Source organism: Neptuniibacter sp. QD48_55, from assembly GCF_047778115.1.
Classification (GTDB): Bacteria; Pseudomonadota; Gammaproteobacteria; order Pseudomonadales; family Balneatricaceae; genus Neptuniibacter.
The window spans coordinates 510,803-526,197 of record NZ_CP180555.1; the positions used below are offsets into that span (position 1 = coordinate 510,803).

At 44.6% G+C, this 15,395-nt stretch carries 11 protein-coding genes and 5 tRNA genes; 5 read left to right on the plus strand and 11 right to left on the minus strand.

Features of this window, described 5'->3' with window-relative positions:
• The first annotated feature begins 35 nt into the window (after positions 1-35).
• From ACMXYW_RS02185 to serB, 5 genes are all read left to right on the plus strand, one after another.
• Positions 36-1,910, plus strand: coding sequence for an efflux RND transporter periplasmic adaptor subunit (locus ACMXYW_RS02185; RefSeq protein WP_415905054.1), 1,875 nt, complete (start codon positions 36-38; stop codon positions 1,908-1,910).
• Between the two features lie 11 nt (positions 1,911-1,921).
• Entirely contained in the window at positions 1,922-4,063 is a 2,142-nt protein-coding gene (locus tag ACMXYW_RS02190; RefSeq protein ID WP_415905055.1) for an efflux RND transporter periplasmic adaptor subunit, read from the plus strand.
• A complete protein-coding gene (locus tag ACMXYW_RS02195; protein WP_415905056.1) occupies positions 4,056-6,044 on the plus strand; it encodes a preprotein translocase subunit SecA in 1,989 nt (662 codons plus the stop codon). The genes ACMXYW_RS02190 and ACMXYW_RS02195 overlap by 8 nt, the downstream gene beginning before the upstream one ends.
• A gap of 10 nt (positions 6,045-6,054) precedes the next feature.
• On the plus strand, positions 6,055-6,810 hold the full coding sequence (locus ACMXYW_RS02200) for an efflux RND transporter periplasmic adaptor subunit (protein ID WP_415905057.1): 756 nt from the start codon (positions 6,055-6,057) through the stop codon (positions 6,808-6,810).
• Positions 6,811-6,881: 71 nt separating this feature from the next.
• The gene (gene serB / locus ACMXYW_RS02205; RefSeq protein ID WP_415905058.1) at positions 6,882-8,102 is read left to right on the plus strand and encodes a phosphoserine phosphatase SerB; all 1,221 of its coding nucleotides are present in this window, start codon (positions 6,882-6,884) and stop codon (positions 8,100-8,102) included.
• 34 nt (positions 8,103-8,136) lie between these two features.
• Here serB and ACMXYW_RS02210 read toward each other — a convergent pair whose 3' ends face one another.
• The 11 genes from ACMXYW_RS02210 to lolB form a co-directional block, all read right to left on the minus strand.
• Positions 8,137-10,281: an EAL domain-containing protein gene (locus ACMXYW_RS02210; protein ID WP_415905059.1), complete on the minus strand. Its 2,145-nt coding sequence runs from the start codon at positions 10,279-10,281 to the stop codon at positions 8,137-8,139.
• A 316-nt stretch (positions 10,282-10,597) separates the two neighbouring features.
• Positions 10,598-10,672, minus strand: a tRNA-Gln gene (locus ACMXYW_RS02215).
• 33 nt (positions 10,673-10,705) lie between these two features.
• Positions 10,706-10,782: transfer RNA gene (locus ACMXYW_RS02220), tRNA-Met, on the minus strand.
• Between the two features lie 33 nt (positions 10,783-10,815).
• Positions 10,816-10,890: transfer RNA gene (locus ACMXYW_RS02225), tRNA-Gln, on the minus strand.
• A 15-nt stretch (positions 10,891-10,905) separates the two neighbouring features.
• Positions 10,906-10,982: transfer RNA gene (locus ACMXYW_RS02230), tRNA-Met, on the minus strand.
• Positions 10,983-11,111: 129 nt separating this feature from the next.
• Positions 11,112-12,203, minus strand: a complete 1,092-nt coding sequence (ychF, locus tag ACMXYW_RS02235; protein ID WP_415905060.1) for a redox-regulated ATPase YchF — start codon at positions 12,201-12,203, stop codon at positions 11,112-11,114.
• Positions 12,204-12,223: 20 nt separating this feature from the next.
• Positions 12,224-12,814, minus strand: coding sequence for an aminoacyl-tRNA hydrolase (gene pth / locus ACMXYW_RS02240; protein ID WP_415893319.1), 591 nt, complete (start codon positions 12,812-12,814; stop codon positions 12,224-12,226).
• A gap of 20 nt (positions 12,815-12,834) precedes the next feature.
• Positions 12,835-13,431 carry a 50S ribosomal protein L25/general stress protein Ctc gene (locus ACMXYW_RS02245; RefSeq protein ID WP_415900016.1) on the minus strand — a complete coding sequence of 199 codons (597 nt, stop codon included), beginning with the start codon at positions 13,429-13,431 and terminating at the stop codon, positions 12,835-12,837.
• A gap of 117 nt (positions 13,432-13,548) precedes the next feature.
• Entirely contained in the window at positions 13,549-14,490 is a 942-nt protein-coding gene (locus tag ACMXYW_RS02250; RefSeq protein ID WP_415883375.1) for a ribose-phosphate pyrophosphokinase, read from the minus strand.
• 64 nt (positions 14,491-14,554) lie between these two features.
• Positions 14,555-14,629: transfer RNA gene (locus ACMXYW_RS02255), tRNA-Gln, on the minus strand.
• 176 nt (positions 14,630-14,805) lie between these two features.
• Positions 14,806-15,393 (minus strand): lipoprotein insertase outer membrane protein LolB, encoded by a 588-nt coding sequence (gene lolB, locus ACMXYW_RS02260; RefSeq protein WP_415905061.1) that lies wholly within the window; start codon positions 15,391-15,393, stop codon positions 14,806-14,808.
• Between the last annotated feature and the right edge of the window lie 2 nt (positions 15,394-15,395).

The window sequence follows — 15,395 nt, forward strand, 5'->3', positions numbered from 1 at the left end:
GCCCTTTTCGTTTTTAGTAACAGGCCTGCTCAGCCATGGACAATCAGTCAGATACAAAACATCCACAAGATTCTTCTAGTTCGCTAGAAACGTCGCAAGGTACATCCGTTACCTTAGATGCCTATTCGCAACAATCCGACAGTTTTTATCAGGATTGGTTGGATTCTCAGTGTTCCTTAATTGATGGAGCACAATCTGCTTTAGTTCTAGCGCCATTAGATGAAGATGATAATACCTACCACCCTATGGCTCTCTGGCCTCAGGATTCAGGAGTACTATCGGACCTGCATGGATTAGCAGAAGAGATTATTACTAATCGTTCAGCACTCGTAACCGCTTTACCTGCTAGCGTTCCTGGGCATGAAGTTTTTGCGATTGGCTATCCAATTATTTTGGATGATGAACTGATTGCAGTGGCGACCGTTGCTGTCGCCGTATCATCAGAGCAGCAACTAAAACGTGCGATGCAGCTTTTGGAGCTTGGCGGCTCGGCTTTAGAAGTTTTAAAACTACGGTTGGAAAAGCAACAGCGCTCTGCCAAAGATGCTAGTTTAGAAAGAAGTATTGATTTTTTAGCCAGTGTTCAGTCCGAACCTGATTACGCTAGTTCAGCAATGCGTTTGGTAACTGAGCTAGCAGTAATGCTCAACTGTGATCGTGTGTCTCTAGGTAACTATCAAAAAGGCCACTCCAAGGTTTTACACCTTTCCCATAGTACTCAATTTGGTAAGCGGATGAACCTAATTCGCTGTATTGAAGAGGTGATGGATGAGGCGATAGACCAGCAGCAGTCCGTGGTCTATCCAAATCCTGATTTGGAAAGTAGTTCGGTTGTGATCGCGCATTCAAAACTATCGCAGCAGCAGGGAGATGCGGTTGTACTCAGTGTGCCTCTATATGTGGCTAACGATATTGTTGGCGCGCTGACCTTTGAAAGAAATCCCGACATTCCATTTACCGAGCAGGACGTGGCTCTGTGCGAGAGTATTGCTGCGCTGGTGATTCCTGCTCTAGAGGACAAGCGCTTGAATGATAGAGCGCTATTACTGAAAGTTTGGGATTCTGGGAAAACTCAATTTTCGCGGCTTTTTGGTCCAGGTTACTTAGGCCGTAAATTACTCTTTATTCTTAGTGCGGTTTTGATCATCTTTTTCTCTGTTGCCCAAGGTAGTTACCGCTTGTCAGCAGATGCAAAGTTGGATAGCTATATTCAGCGGGTTATCGCAGCGCCTTATGATGGTTATATCCACTCAGCCGTTCATCGAGCAGGCGATGTGGTTAAGAAAGACCAGATGTTAGTGCAATTGGATGATCGAGACTTACATCTTGAGCGCCTTAAATGGCTAAGTGAAGAAGCCAAGCTTAATCGACAGTATCAAGAGGCGTTAGCGTTCCATGATCGCGCTAAGCTCAACATTATCAACGCGCAGCAAACTCAGATTAAAGCCCAGTTAGATCTGGTAAATAGCCAATTGGAGCGTGCAAAGCTCCTGTCACCATTTGATGGCTTGATTGTTAGTGGTGACCTCAGCCAGAGACTCGGCGGGGCAGTTCAGAAAGGTGAAGTGCTGTTTGAAGTGTCACCACTTCATTTTTACCGTATTAATCTTTTAGTGAAAGAGAGCCGTATTGCTGATGTCCTTATTGGCCAAGATGGCACATTGCACTTATCTGCTTTGCCTGAAACGCCATTTGAATTTGTAGTGACGAAGATTACGCCCCTAACTGAAGCCAAAGATGGAGCGACGTTCTTTGTGGTAGAGGCGTCATTACAAGGTGAATCTCTGCAGTTGCAACCAGGTATGGAAGGTGTGGGCAAAATCTACATCGATGAGCGTAACTTGTTGTCAATTTGGACGCGAGAGATGCAGGAATGGATGCGTCTTAAAGTCTGGTCTTGGTGGGGCTAGCGGGAGGCATCGTGTCTGTTTCTCTGTTTAGTGCCTCATGGTACCGCGTAGCTGAACTTAAGATCCGTATGCGTAAACATGCGGATATTCATCGGCATCAGTACCGAGGTAAAACGTGGTATGTACTTCAAGACCATGTGACCGGGCAATTCCAACGGTTCTCTCCTGAGGCTTACCAAATCATCGGTTTGATGGATGGCCGAAGAACGCTGCAACAGATCTGGGATGTGGCGTGTAAGCGCTTGGGCGATGGTATGCCTACTCAGGATGAGGTTATTCAGTTGGTGGCGCAGCTCAACCGAGCGAATGTTATTCAATCCGATATTCTGCCCGATATTGAAGAGCTGCAAGTTCGCAGACGAGAGCAAGCGCAGAAGAAGATTATCCAGCAGCTAAAATCCCCATTAAGTGTCCGTATCCCCATGATGGACCCAGAGGGATTCTTGTCCTCAACAATGTGGTTGGTTCGGCCATTTTATTCTTGGTTTGGTTTATTTCTTTGGGCAGCGATAGTGTTGTTTGGTTTAACGCTCTCGATTGTCCATTGGGGGGCACTAACCGAGAATATTAGTGACCGAGTCTTAGCGGTCGAAAATCTTTTGCTGATTGCCTTGGTCTATCCCTTTGTAAAAGTGATTCATGAACTTGGCCATGCCTACGCTGTGAAGCGTTGGGGAGGCGAGGTACATGAGGTGGGGGTGATGCTACTGGTGCTGTTCCCCGTACCTTATGTGGATGCCAGTGCGGCAACTGCATTTAGGAATAAATATCAGCGTATGCTGGTGGGCGCGATCGGTATTATGGTCGAGTTGATGGTTGCTGCAATCGCGATGATGGTATGGGTTTTGGCCGAACCGGGTATCGTTCGAGCGGTCGCGTTTAATACCATGCTGATCGGCGGATTTTCTACTTTGCTCTTTAACGGTAATCCACTACTTCGATTTGACGCTTACTACGTGCTTGCTGATTTTTTGGAAATACCTAATTTAGCGTCTAGAGGTAACAGTCAGGTAGCATATCTAACCAAAAAGTACCTTTATGGCGTTAAGAAACTCACTGCGCCTGCTAACTCAACCAGTGAAGGGGCTTGGCTAGCTTGCTATGCTTCTGCTGCATACATTTACCGATTGTTTGTTATGGTTGCGATTGCCTTGTTTGTCGCAACGCAATACTTTGTGATTGGCAGTCTTCTCGCGTTTTGGTCAATTTGGGCAACCCTCCTTATGCCAGTACTTAAGACAATTACTAAACCTGCAACGGATCCTGAACTAAGAAGTAAGAAGGGACGAGTGCTTACCATTTCTGCGCTGATTATCGCTACTGTGGTGGCGTTGATAGGTTTTTTACCTGTGCCATATAAAACGCAGACCGAAGGTGTTTTATGGGTACCGCAGGATGCTTATGTGCGCTCGCAAGTTTCAGGCTTTGTCGAATCTTTAGAGGTACCTTCAGGTAAGCCTGTGGTCGAACGGAAGTTGTTACTTAAGCTCTCAGCACCTGATCTCGAAGCCAAAGTAGACGTGCTTAAAGCCCAGATAGCTGAAGCCGAAATTAGACTCGAAGCTAGCCTAAGAGACCGCGCGGCCAGTGAAATTTTACGAGAAGAATTGCGGTTTATTCAGCGTGAATATCAAAGGGCGCTAGAACGGCTAAAAGGTGTGAATCTCTATAGCTCTGCTTCCGGCGAATTTGTTGTCCCCGATGCTCATCGAATTCTGGGACGATATGTTCACCGTGGTGAGTTGATTGGATACGTCGTGGATTATAATCAGTTGTCTTTAGTCGCGATGGTTTCTGAGGATGAGATAGATCAGGTACGCACCCAGAACCGTTCAGTTGAGCTACGATTTGCCTCTAATCCAAATGAAACCTATAAAGGTGAAATTGTTCGTGCACTGCCGGCTACAACTCAGCAACTGCCGAGTAAGGTGTTAAGTACTGATGGTGGTGGACGAATTGCACCTGACCCGAAAAGTGAAGATGGTTTGAAGAGTTTTCGTAGCCATTTTCGGATCGACTTATCTGTCATTGATGCGCCAAAGAATCGTTATGATGAGCGCGTCTATGTACTGATAGAACATGATCCTGAGCCTCTGATCTATCGTTGGTATCGTGCGGTAAGGCGTGTGTTCTTGAGGCAGTTTGATGTATAAACGGCCTCAGCGACTGCCGCAAACTGTATTAGAGCGTCCTCAGCTTTTTATCCACAAACAGGATCGGATGGAACGCTGGTCACATAGCCTATCTGCTTATCTAAATCGTCCGTTCCGAGCGTCCCTTAAGGCTTATAAGCGTTTTTTGCCGTCCATCCATAAAGAAGCTCGAAAGCTTGAAGTCCTATCCGATGAGCAATTAGATAATCATATCACTGAGATTAGGCAGGCTTTGTTTAAACAGGGCATAACGTCTGCACTAATGGTTAAAAGCTTTGCTTTGGTGCGTGAGGTTGCGGGTAGAACCCTGGGGATGAAACATTTTGATAGCCAGTTACTTGGTGGCTTGGCGATGTTTCACGGCAATATTGCAGAGATGCAAACGGGGGAGGGTAAGACCCTAACCGCCACACTTTCTGCAGCAACTGCAGCCTTTGCTGGAGTGCCTGTCCATGTAGTGACTGTAAACGATTATCTTACTGCTCGTGATGCTGAGGAAATGACGCCAGTTTATACCCGATTGGGTCTTGATGTTGGTGTTATTGTCCATGGTCTTTCTCCCATGGAGAGGCGTGATATCTATGCTAAAGATGTCGTTTACTGTACCAACAAAGAGTTGGTGTTCGATTATCTAAAAGACAGCATCGTTCTAGAGGGCAAGCAGCATAAGCTGAATTTGCATGCCGAGCGTTTAAAGGGTAATCAACAGATGCTCGATGGCTTAATGCTTCGTGGGCTTCATTTCGCTATTGTCGATGAGGCAGACAGTGTTTTATTAGATGAAGCTAGAACGCCGCTGATTATTTCAGGCCCTGAGATTGAGCAAGAGGAGCAGCAAGAGGTCTATCAGCAAGCGATGGCAATCGCTTCTGAACTAGAGCTAGATAAGCATTACGAGGTCAATCTCAGAGAACGACGTGTTGCTTTTACTGATGATGGTGAAATGCATGTTCTGCAGTTAACCGATGGGCTAGGGCCTTTTTGGGTAGGGCGAGTACGTTGTCTTGAATTAGTTTTTCAGGCACTCACGGCACTGCATCTGTTTATTCGTGATAAACATTATCTCGTTAAAGAAGGCAAAATTCTTATTGTTGATGAGCATACTGGCCGAGTAATGGAAGACCGAAGTTGGGAGCGAGGGTTGCACCAACTGATCGAAATTAAAGAAGACTGTGAACTCAGTAACCCTCGTGAGACCCTAGCGCGTATCAGTTTTCAGAACTTCTTCCGTTTTTATCATCATCTCGGTGGTATGACAGGTACTGCAAAAGAGGTGGCCTCAGAGTTATGGCAAGTTTATGGCTTGCCTGTGGTGTTTATCCCAACCAATAAACCAAGCCGTAGAAAGAAACTCGGGGCAAATGTCTACATAGACGAGAGTGATAAGTGGCACAAGGTTGCCGAACAGATCAAAGTTCTGCATAAAGCACAGCGCCCCTCACTGGTTGGAACGCACTCCGTCGCTGCTTCGGAATTACTAAGCCAAAATCTGCAAGCGATGGATGTGCAGCATCAGTTATTAAATGCTAAACAAGATCAGTTAGAAGCCGAAATAGTTGCGAATGCGGGTGAGCCAGGTTGTGTTACTATTGCGACAAATATGGCTGGGCGCGGTACCGATATAAAGCTAAATGATGAAGTCGAGTCAGTGGGTGGGCTACATGTGATTTTAACCGAGTTACATGAAGCGTCACGAATCGACCGACAGTTAGAAGGTCGCTGTGCGCGTCAGGGCGATCAGGGGAGCTTTGAAGTTATCTTGTCTTTGGATGACTCGATATTGTCTGAACATTTCTCTAATTATTTAAAGCGCGTCTTTAAATGGCCGCTTCCAAAAGGGTTTAAAAACTGGCTGCTGTTGAAATTAATGCGCAGGGCCCAAAAGCAACTCGAGGCAGATCATGCGCGTATGCGTGCCGATTTGTTAAAGCAAGACGAACGTCAGCGCGAAATATTGTCTTTTACTAGCAGCAAAGTTTAGGTTTTTTGATATGAAACACATTTCTCCACTATTGGTTCTACTTCTTAGTGTTTCGCCGTTGGTCAGTGCGGTTGAACATAATCAATTAAGCGATGGCCAATTGAGCTGTTTGTTAGAGCCTAGCAAAGAGATTGAATTGAGTAGTGAAGTATCAGGCGTTATTAGTGAATTGAGTTTAGGTCGTGGCGATAAAGTTAAAAAAGACCAAGTCGTCATGAAACTTAACTCTCGCCTAGAGCGAGCTGCTTTAGCGACAGCCCGAGCGCGCGTAGATTTTGCTAAGCGTAAAGTTAAACGTAATGAGGTCTTGTATAAAAAAGGCCTGCTGTCTGATCATGAACGAGATGAGATGCTTACAGAGCAGCGTTTAGCCGAGCTTACAGCTAGCGAATCTTATGTACGTTTATCTCTACGCCAAACGAAAAGCCCAATCAATGGCGTTGTGGTTGAACGGTTACTCGAACCAGGTGAACTTGTTGATGATCAGCCATTCTTAAAAATTGTCTCGCTTGATCCTCTTCACGCAGAAGTGATTATGCGTTCGCAATATTATGGTCAGATCAAGAAAGACATGCCTATCACTTTGTATGCTGAAGGGCGCCCAGAACAGGCTTATGAAGGTAAAGTGAATCGAGTGGATCCTCTTATTGATGCTGCAAGTAGTACGTTTGCTATCAGTGTGGAAATCCCGAATAAAGATCAATTACTGCCTGCCGGTTTGAAATGTAGAGTTGAGTTTAGCCCAGCCCAGTCTGCTTCTGAGTGATAATGAATAGGCCCTGTAATCTGGCTTTGTTATAATCGCCAGCAATTAAAGATTCCTTTGGAACCCTTTCGATGAAAGAGATTATTTTGCTCAATATTTCCGGTGAAGATAAGCCGGGAGTGACTTCAGCGATCACAAATATTTTGGCGGAATTCGAGATCAATATTTTGGATATTGGTCAGGCGGTGATCCACGATACCTTGTCTTTAGGTATCTTGATTGAAGTGCCTAAATCGGCCGAGTCTTCACCATTGCTAAGAGATATCCTTTTTAAAGCGCACGAGTTGAACATGAATATCCGCTTCCAGCCTGTGGAAGAAGAGAACTATGAACAGTGGGTTGAAGGGCAAGGTAAATCTCGTCATATCATTACGCTACTGTCTCGTAAATTGAGCTCTAAACATATCGCGCGCGTGACCGAAATCGCAGCGAGCCATGGGCTTAACATCGATAATATCAACCGTCTCTCAGGCCGTATAAGTTTGGATGAAACCTCTGACCAGACCAAAGCATGCGTGGAGTTTTCTGTACGTGGCGCGCCTGCTGATGCTGAGAAACTAAAGGCTGAATTCCTTAATACTGCTAGTGATCTCGATGTAGATATCGCTTTCCAAGAAGATAACATCTATCGCCGTAATCGCCGTTTAGTAGTATTTGATATGGACTCTACACTGATTGAAGCGGAAGTGATTGATGAGCTTGCTAAAGAAGCTGGTGTGGGTGATCAGGTATCAGATATCACTGAAGCGGCTATGCGTGGTGAGATCGACTTTAACGAAAGCTTTAAGCGTAGAATGGCTCTACTAAAAGGCTTGGATGTGTCGGTGTTGGATCAAATTGCTGAGCGACTACCGATGACCGAAGGTGCGGAAGAGTTAGTATCTAATTTGAAAGCGCTTGGTTTTAAAACGGCTATCTTATCGGGCGGTTTTAACTATTTTGCTTCTCATCTGCAAAAGAAACTTGGCTTTGACTATGTCTATGCCAACGAACTTGATATCGATGCTGATGGCAAAGTGACAGGTGAAGTTAAAGGCACAGTGGTTAATGGTGAACGTAAAGCTGAACTGTTACGCGAAATCGCCGAAAAAGAAGGTGTGAGCCTAGAGCAGACGATTGCCGTTGGTGATGGTGCTAATGATTTACCTATGCTTTCAATTGCAGGGTTAGGTATCGCATTCCGCGCTAAGCCTTTAGTTCGCGAGAGTGCTAAACAGGCTATTTCTACATTGGGTCTTGATGGTATTTTGTATCTAATTGGTTTTAGAGATCGCGACACCGTTCAAAAATAAAAGCATAAAAAAGCCGCTTTTAGCGGCTTTTTTATTATTCGGCAAAGAAATCGTAATCCATGTTTTCTCTAGGAGGTTGCAGATAGTAGCCTTGTACATAGTCGATACCTGCTTTCCATAGGTTGGCCATCGTCTTTGTGTTTTCTACTAGGGGGGCAATGGATATTTTATCCAAGCTTCTGAGTTGTTGTACTACACTGCAAAACTCTTCATCTTGCACAGAGTCGGATCCTAAATCTTGGATGTATGAACCATCCATTTTGATAAAATCTGAGTGGATCATCGATAAAACGTGTTGGGAATTTGGAGCGCTGCCAAAGTGTTTTATACAGATACGGCTGTGCATACTTGTAAGCTTATCTATGAAGTTTTGCGCTTGTTTAGGGGCTATTATGGATATGTCAGATTCACTTATTTGGAATACAAGCCTTTCTGCAGGAATGTTATTTTTCCGGAGTTTAGCTGCTAGCCAAGTTAAGAGCTCTTGATCACCTAAAGTGTGAGCGGATAAATTGATGAAAATAACATTCTTATGCTCTTGGTCTAATGTAGTCTTTAGCTGCTGAATGCTTTGCTCAATCACCCAGCGATCGACTTTGATAGCAGTTTCGGAATCGCTTACAGCGCTCATAAAATCATTAGGAGATAGTTCATCTTTATTGTCATTTACTAGACGAAGCAAGGCTTCATAATGATGATGGATTTTATCTTCTGCCGTTAGATTAACGATTGGTTGGAAAAGAAGCTTAAATTGATTGTTGTCCACAGCTTTTCGTAATTGATCAAATTCCTCTTCTGCCTGTTCTGATAGTGCGGCTTCAGGGATATAAACTGTTACTCCGTTACCTTGTGGAGTGACTTCACGTAATGTGAAAATAGCCGCCTTAGCACGATTGATCAGTTCTATCGGAGGAGGAGTGCTATCGGTAATTGCTACTAAGCCAATAGAACAGGTCGATTGAACATCAATCCCAGTTATATGGGAATGAACATTAGCTACCTTTTTGCGAAGTTGATTAGCAAATTTCTCAGCTGTTTTTATATTTGAGTCATTAAAGATGATACTGAAAGCGTTTTCTGCAGGGTGCGTTAGAATATGAGCTTTATTGACAGTTTTACTTAGTAAGGTAGATATATCTCGAATAAGTTGGTCACTACCTTCATGACCAAACTTATTCTTGATCTGATCTAGCTGGTCTAGTTCTATATAGATGAGACAGCGATCATTGCCTCCGCGAAGAGCTTTTTGGGTAATTTGTTCTAGCTGTCTATATAGGTATTCTTTGTTGAATAAACCGGAAACAAAATCTAAGTCTTCACTGAGAAGGTGTTGGTTGCTGCTTTCGTCTACATGAAATAGAGCACGTGTAATTATGGAGCCGTTATAGTCTGAGCGAGAAAATTCCATATTGGCGATGAATTCTGAATGATCAGTACGTTGAGCTGTGAACTGAAGAATAAGATCGCCGCTGGTCGTTTCTTCAAACGAATTAAGTTGTTCGGTTATTTCGGTCCGATCATCAAGTGTAAAGAAATCAGTTAAAGGTTTGTTAATGACTTTATTCTTAGAATCCAATCCAAAATGCTCAAGGAAGCTATCATTGCAATAGATGATTTTGTGATGGTCACAGCATGCAATTGGATTACGTGAGCTGTCCATTAACTGTTGTGAGCGTTTTTCTGCTTCGGCTAAAGCAGCTTCAACTCTTCGTAATCGTCTACGATAATCGAGCTGGTCAAGCTCTCGACGAATGTTAATTAAGACAAGTTCTTTCTCATCTAGAGGAACAACGGCTTGAATATGGTTTTTAAGGCCTTGTAGTAATAGTTGACTGTCTGAACTTGGAATTATCTGGATAACAGGGATATCTTTGTCTAAGCGCTTTAAATGGCTGACAGCAAGCTTTGAAGTGAATTCACCTCTGTCTATAGTGCAAAGAATAAGATCCCATGAGCGCTCACCAAGAGCTTCTAAGAACTCTTGCTCAGTGCTGACCTGCCTACCGCGAGGTGAAATACGTGATGTTCTTAGAAGCGTGATTAGAGGAGCAGTTTCTTCGGTGCTTAGGCCAAGGAATAAAAGCTGAATATTTTTTCTCAGGCGTTGTTTACGAGTCTGCTGCCCAGTACCGTATTTTTCTAAAAGGGCGTTTCCGTCAATATCAATAACTTCAGACATGCCTGATCTGTCTCCTGCTAGCTAAATCCTTATAGACAGAGAATATATGAATTCAATTGAATATATAACTTAAAAAATTGCATTGATGAGGTGTTGCTTGATATCCAAGCAACGTTCGTTACTGTTGAATATTAATTATAGAAGATAAAAGTGATCAGAATGAAGGCGAGACTAATTTTGAGCTTAGCTAAAATGAATGCTCAGCTTTAATCTAGGAAATCCAAAAGGTGTGGATAATGCTCTGAAAAGGATGTCGTAAGGATAGCTCGATCAATACCTAAAAGGGGATTGTTTGTACTATGGAGAAAGAAGAAAGTGGCTGGGGTAGGAGGATTCGAACCTCCGCATGACGAGATCAAAACCCGTTGCCTTACCGCTTGGCGATACCCCAACTAAGATTTGAGCACACTTTCTTTTTAGAGCATGGTGGCAATAGCGGGACTCGAACCTGCGACCCTCGCATTATGAATGCGATGCTCTAACCAACTGAGCTATATTGCCACTCAGATTAACTCGGAGAGTTAAGCTCAATAGTGGCTGGGGTAGGAGGATTCGAACCTCCGCATGACGAGATCAAAACCCGTTGCCTTACCGCTTGGCGATACCCCAGCATAGACTGAAACATGGTGGCAATAGCGGGACTCGAACCTGCGACCCTCGCATTATGAATGCGATGCTCTAACCAACTGAGCTATATTGCCACGTCTCAGAGGCGCGCATTATTCTACTTTCGGGCGGGGGTGTCAATAGATTACTGCATGAAATTTCAGGAATTTTTGAATAAAAAAAACCGGCTATAAAAGCCGGTTTTTTTTTGTACAGTTGTCTGCTTAAACGTTGAAGCGGAAATGTACTACATCGCCGTCTTGAACGATGTAATCTTTACCTTCAAGTCTCCAACGGCCAGCGTCTTTAGCGCCGTTTTCACCATTATGCTCAACAAAATCATCGTAGCTTACAACTTCAGCTCGGATGAAGCCTTTCTCAAAGTCAGTGTGTATAACACCGGCTGCTTGAGGGGCTGTTGCGCCGACTTTAACTGTCCAAGCACGTACTTCCTGCACGCCAGCAGTAAAGTAGGTTTGTAGGCCTAACAATTCGTAGCCTGCACGGATTACGCGGTCTAAGCCAGGCTCTTCCATGCCTAAGTCCGTTAGGAATTCATCACGCTCTTCATCATCTAGTTCAGAGATCTCAGCTTCTAGTTTGTTACATACCACTACTACACCGGCATTTTCAGATGCCGCTAGCTCTTTAACTGTATCTAGGTGAGCGTTGTCTTCAAAACCATCTTCATCAACGTTGGCAATGTACATGGTTGGTTTCACGGTAAGAAGGTGGAAGCCTTTAACGATTTTCATCTCATCAGAATCTAGACCTAAACCACGAACTGGTTTGCCTTCTTCTAGATGAGGGATAACTCTCTCTAGCATCGCTTTTTGAGCAACGGCTTCTTTATCACCACCTTTTGCTAGCTTTTGAATACGCTGAAGTTGTTTTTCACAGGATTCTAAATCAGCAAGTGCTAGCTCAAGGTTGATAGTTTCGATATCAGATAGCGGATCAATCTTGTTGGCAACGTGGATTACGTTTTCATCTTCGAAGCAACGTACTACATGCGCAATAGCGTCTGTTTCGCGGATGTTAGCCAAGAATTTATTGCCAAGGCCTTCACCTTTGGAGGCACCAGCAACAAGGCCCGCAATATCTACGAACTCCATCGCTGTTGGAATTGTGCGCTCGGGATTAACAATTGCTGTAAGCTTGTCTAAACGCGGGTCAGGCATAGATACTGTGCCTGCATTCGGCTCAATGGTACAGAATGGAAAGTTCTCTGCCGCAATACCGTTTTTTGTTAGCGCATTGAAAAGAGTCGATTTACCTACGTTAGGTAGGCCTACAATACCGCATTTAAAACCCATGATTGAATCCTGTGAGTAATCTAGCTGGCTGAAAAACTGTGTAACTGGTTCATCGCTTTGTTCCAGTCACCGGCAATAGCATGCTCCAAATAACGTTCAGCTTCATCGATAGCTGCCATTGTGGCATCACGTTCTTTAGCTGGAGCTTTTTTCAGAACAAAACCGCTTACTTGGCTGCTGTGGCCTGGGTGGCCAATGCCAAGACGTAAACGGTAGAAATTTTTGTTGTTACCTAGTTTGCTGATGATGTCGCGCAAACCATTATGACCACCATGACCGCCACCTTGCTTAAATTTCGCAATACCTGGTGGAATATCGAGCTCATCATGAGCGACTAAGATCGCTTCGGGTGGTATTTTGTAGAAGCTTGCCAGTGCTGCAACAGCCTGGCCGCTCAGATTCATAAATGTGGTAGGAACCAAAAGGTGAATAACTTGGTTTCCTATCTGAGCTTTAGAGTAGAGCCCGTGGTACTTCTTTTCGGGCTTTAGGGGAGCGAGATGTCGAGCAGCAAGCTGCTCGACAAACTCAGCACCAGCATTGTGACGTGTTTGTGCGTATTTATCACCCGGGTTGCCGAGTCCGACAATAAGCTGGATCTTGTCTTTCATGCCAGTGCTATTTAGCTAAATTAGCTAGCTTTCGCGCCACGAGGAGCGTAAACGTAACCGATACCCTGGTCGTGATCTTCACCGCGACGTAGAGAAACGATTTCAACACCTTCTGGAAGAGTGATGTCAGATAGGTGAAGAACCTGGTCTGAAGCACAAGCAGAAAGGTCAACAACTAGAGTTTCTGGCAAGTTTGCTGGTAGGCAAAGAATCTCAACAGTGTTTTTCTCTGCTGCGAACTTGCAAGCTGCTTTAGATGCTGGAGACTTCTCGAAGTTAGCAAATTCAACAGGAACAGTGATCTTGATCTTGTTGGATTTAGTAATGCGCTGGAAGTCAGCGTGCAGTACTACAGGCTTAGCTGGGTGACGTTGAAGATCTTTGATGATTACTTGCTCTTCTTTACCGTCCAAAGACAGAGTAAGGATAGAAGAGAAGAAAGTCTGATCTTCGATCATTTTAACTAGTTCGTTGTTAGGAACAGAGATAGAAGCAGGCTTCTTACGCTTGTCACCACCGAAAACGATACCAGGAACTAGACCTTCGCGACGTAGGCGGCGGCTCGCACCTTTCCCTTCGTCAGCACGTGCTACTGCATTAACTACAAAGTTAGACATTTTTAATACCTTTAAATAAATAAGCTGCAAAACCTTGCGACCAGGCTTTGCAGCAATCACCCGAGGGTGGAAAAACTTACTCGTTATTGAGTAAGTTGCTTTACCAGCGAGTTGTCCTTAACGGAACATCGCGCTGATGGATTCTTCATTGCAAACACGGCGCACAGCTTCAGCTAGAAGCGGAGCAAGTGTTAGCTGACGAATTTTGTCGCACTTAGATGCGGATTCAGACAGTGGAATCGTATCTGTAACAACAAATTCATCTAGATCAGAATTAGTGATGTTGCTTACTGCAGGGCCAGAAAGTACGGCGTGAGTCGCGTAAGCTACAACGCGTGCTGCACCGTTATCTTTAAGTGCTTTAGCCGCTTTACAAAGCGTACCGGCAGTATCACACATGTCATCAACCAATACGCAAGTACGGCCTTCAACATCACCAATGATATTCATAACTTGAGATTCGTTAGCACGCTCACGACGCTTGTCGATGATTGCTAGATCGCAATCAAGTTGCTTAGCAACTGCGCGGGCACGAACTACACCACCAACGTCCGGAGAAACAACTAAGATGTTGTCGTATTCCTGATCAACGATGTCGTCGAGTAGAACAGGTGAACCGTAAACGTTATCTACAGGTACAGAGAAGAAGCCCTGAATCTGGTCAGCGTGTAGGTCAACTGTCAGTACGCGGTCGATGCCGATAGCATCCATCATATCTGCAACTACTTTTGCAGTGATAGGTACACGAGCAGAACGTGGACGTCGATCCTGACGTGCATAGCCGAAGTAAGGTACAACAGCTGTGATACGTGAAGCAGAAGCGCGACGAAGAGCGTCGGCTAGTACAATCAGCTCCATCAAGTTGTCGTTAGTTGGCGCGCAAGTAGACTGGATAATAAATACGTCTTTACCACGTACGTTTTCCTGAATCTCAACGCTTACTTCGCCATCACTAAAACGACCAACATTCGCTTTACCCATAGGAATATCTAGGCGATCAACTACTTTTCTCGCCAGATCAGGGTTAGCGTTGCCGGTGAAGACCATCATCTTGGACACGGCGTGCACCTTTTCGATTGTAATTTGTTCGGAATCTGTAGATCGGGAACCGTTCATAGGCATTTGGCTGGGGTAGGAGGATTCGAACCTCCGCATACTGGAATCAGAATCCAGTGCCTTACCGCTTGGCGATACCCCAACATTATTCCTCTTGGAGGACCGGCCTCCCGTTGAAAGAGGCGCAGATTATCCAAGACTCGTGGTTAAAAGTCAAACTAAAGCAGGGGGAGGGGCTACTAGTATTCAGAGCGTAATTGCGGGCTTTCTGTGATGGCTACGCGAGAATGAAATTAATGTTGGGGTGTTTCCCGCTGACTATAGTTTTATCCACGTTTTAATCACAATGGTGACTTTCAAATCACGGTACTGCAGACGCATTTTAGTAGGCAGCGAAGGTGTTTGTTGGTTATAGCGAAGATACTCAATTTTCCAATCTTGTTGGGTTAATTGCACAAGTCTTTCATCGACGATTGTTTGGTCGTATTGTGAGTGAGGCGAAGGTAGTCCTCTGATCCACCAAAAAATATCACTAACAGGAAGTGCCCAACCCCATTGTTGATGGAGGATTTGTTCTGGATTAGTTCCGGTAAAGGTTCCTTCGCCGGCAATATCAACGATGACTTCTTGTGGGTTTCCCGCAATAGATGCGCCACCTTGCCCCCAAGGCCCGCGGATATCTATCTGATAATCAGAGCCTTCTTGTAGCCATTTTAAACTGGCTGATTGGCTGTCTTCAGGTGTGCGGATGCCTATCTTGCCGCTAGCTTCCCAATCAGAGATGTCTTTAAGCAGACTTTGCCGAGTTTCCCAAGAAATATCGCTAGGTGCTGGTAGCTGAGTTTTTTGTAAGCTACAACCGGCTAAGAATAGGCAGAGCAACGCTCCAAGGCACTTTTTTAACATCT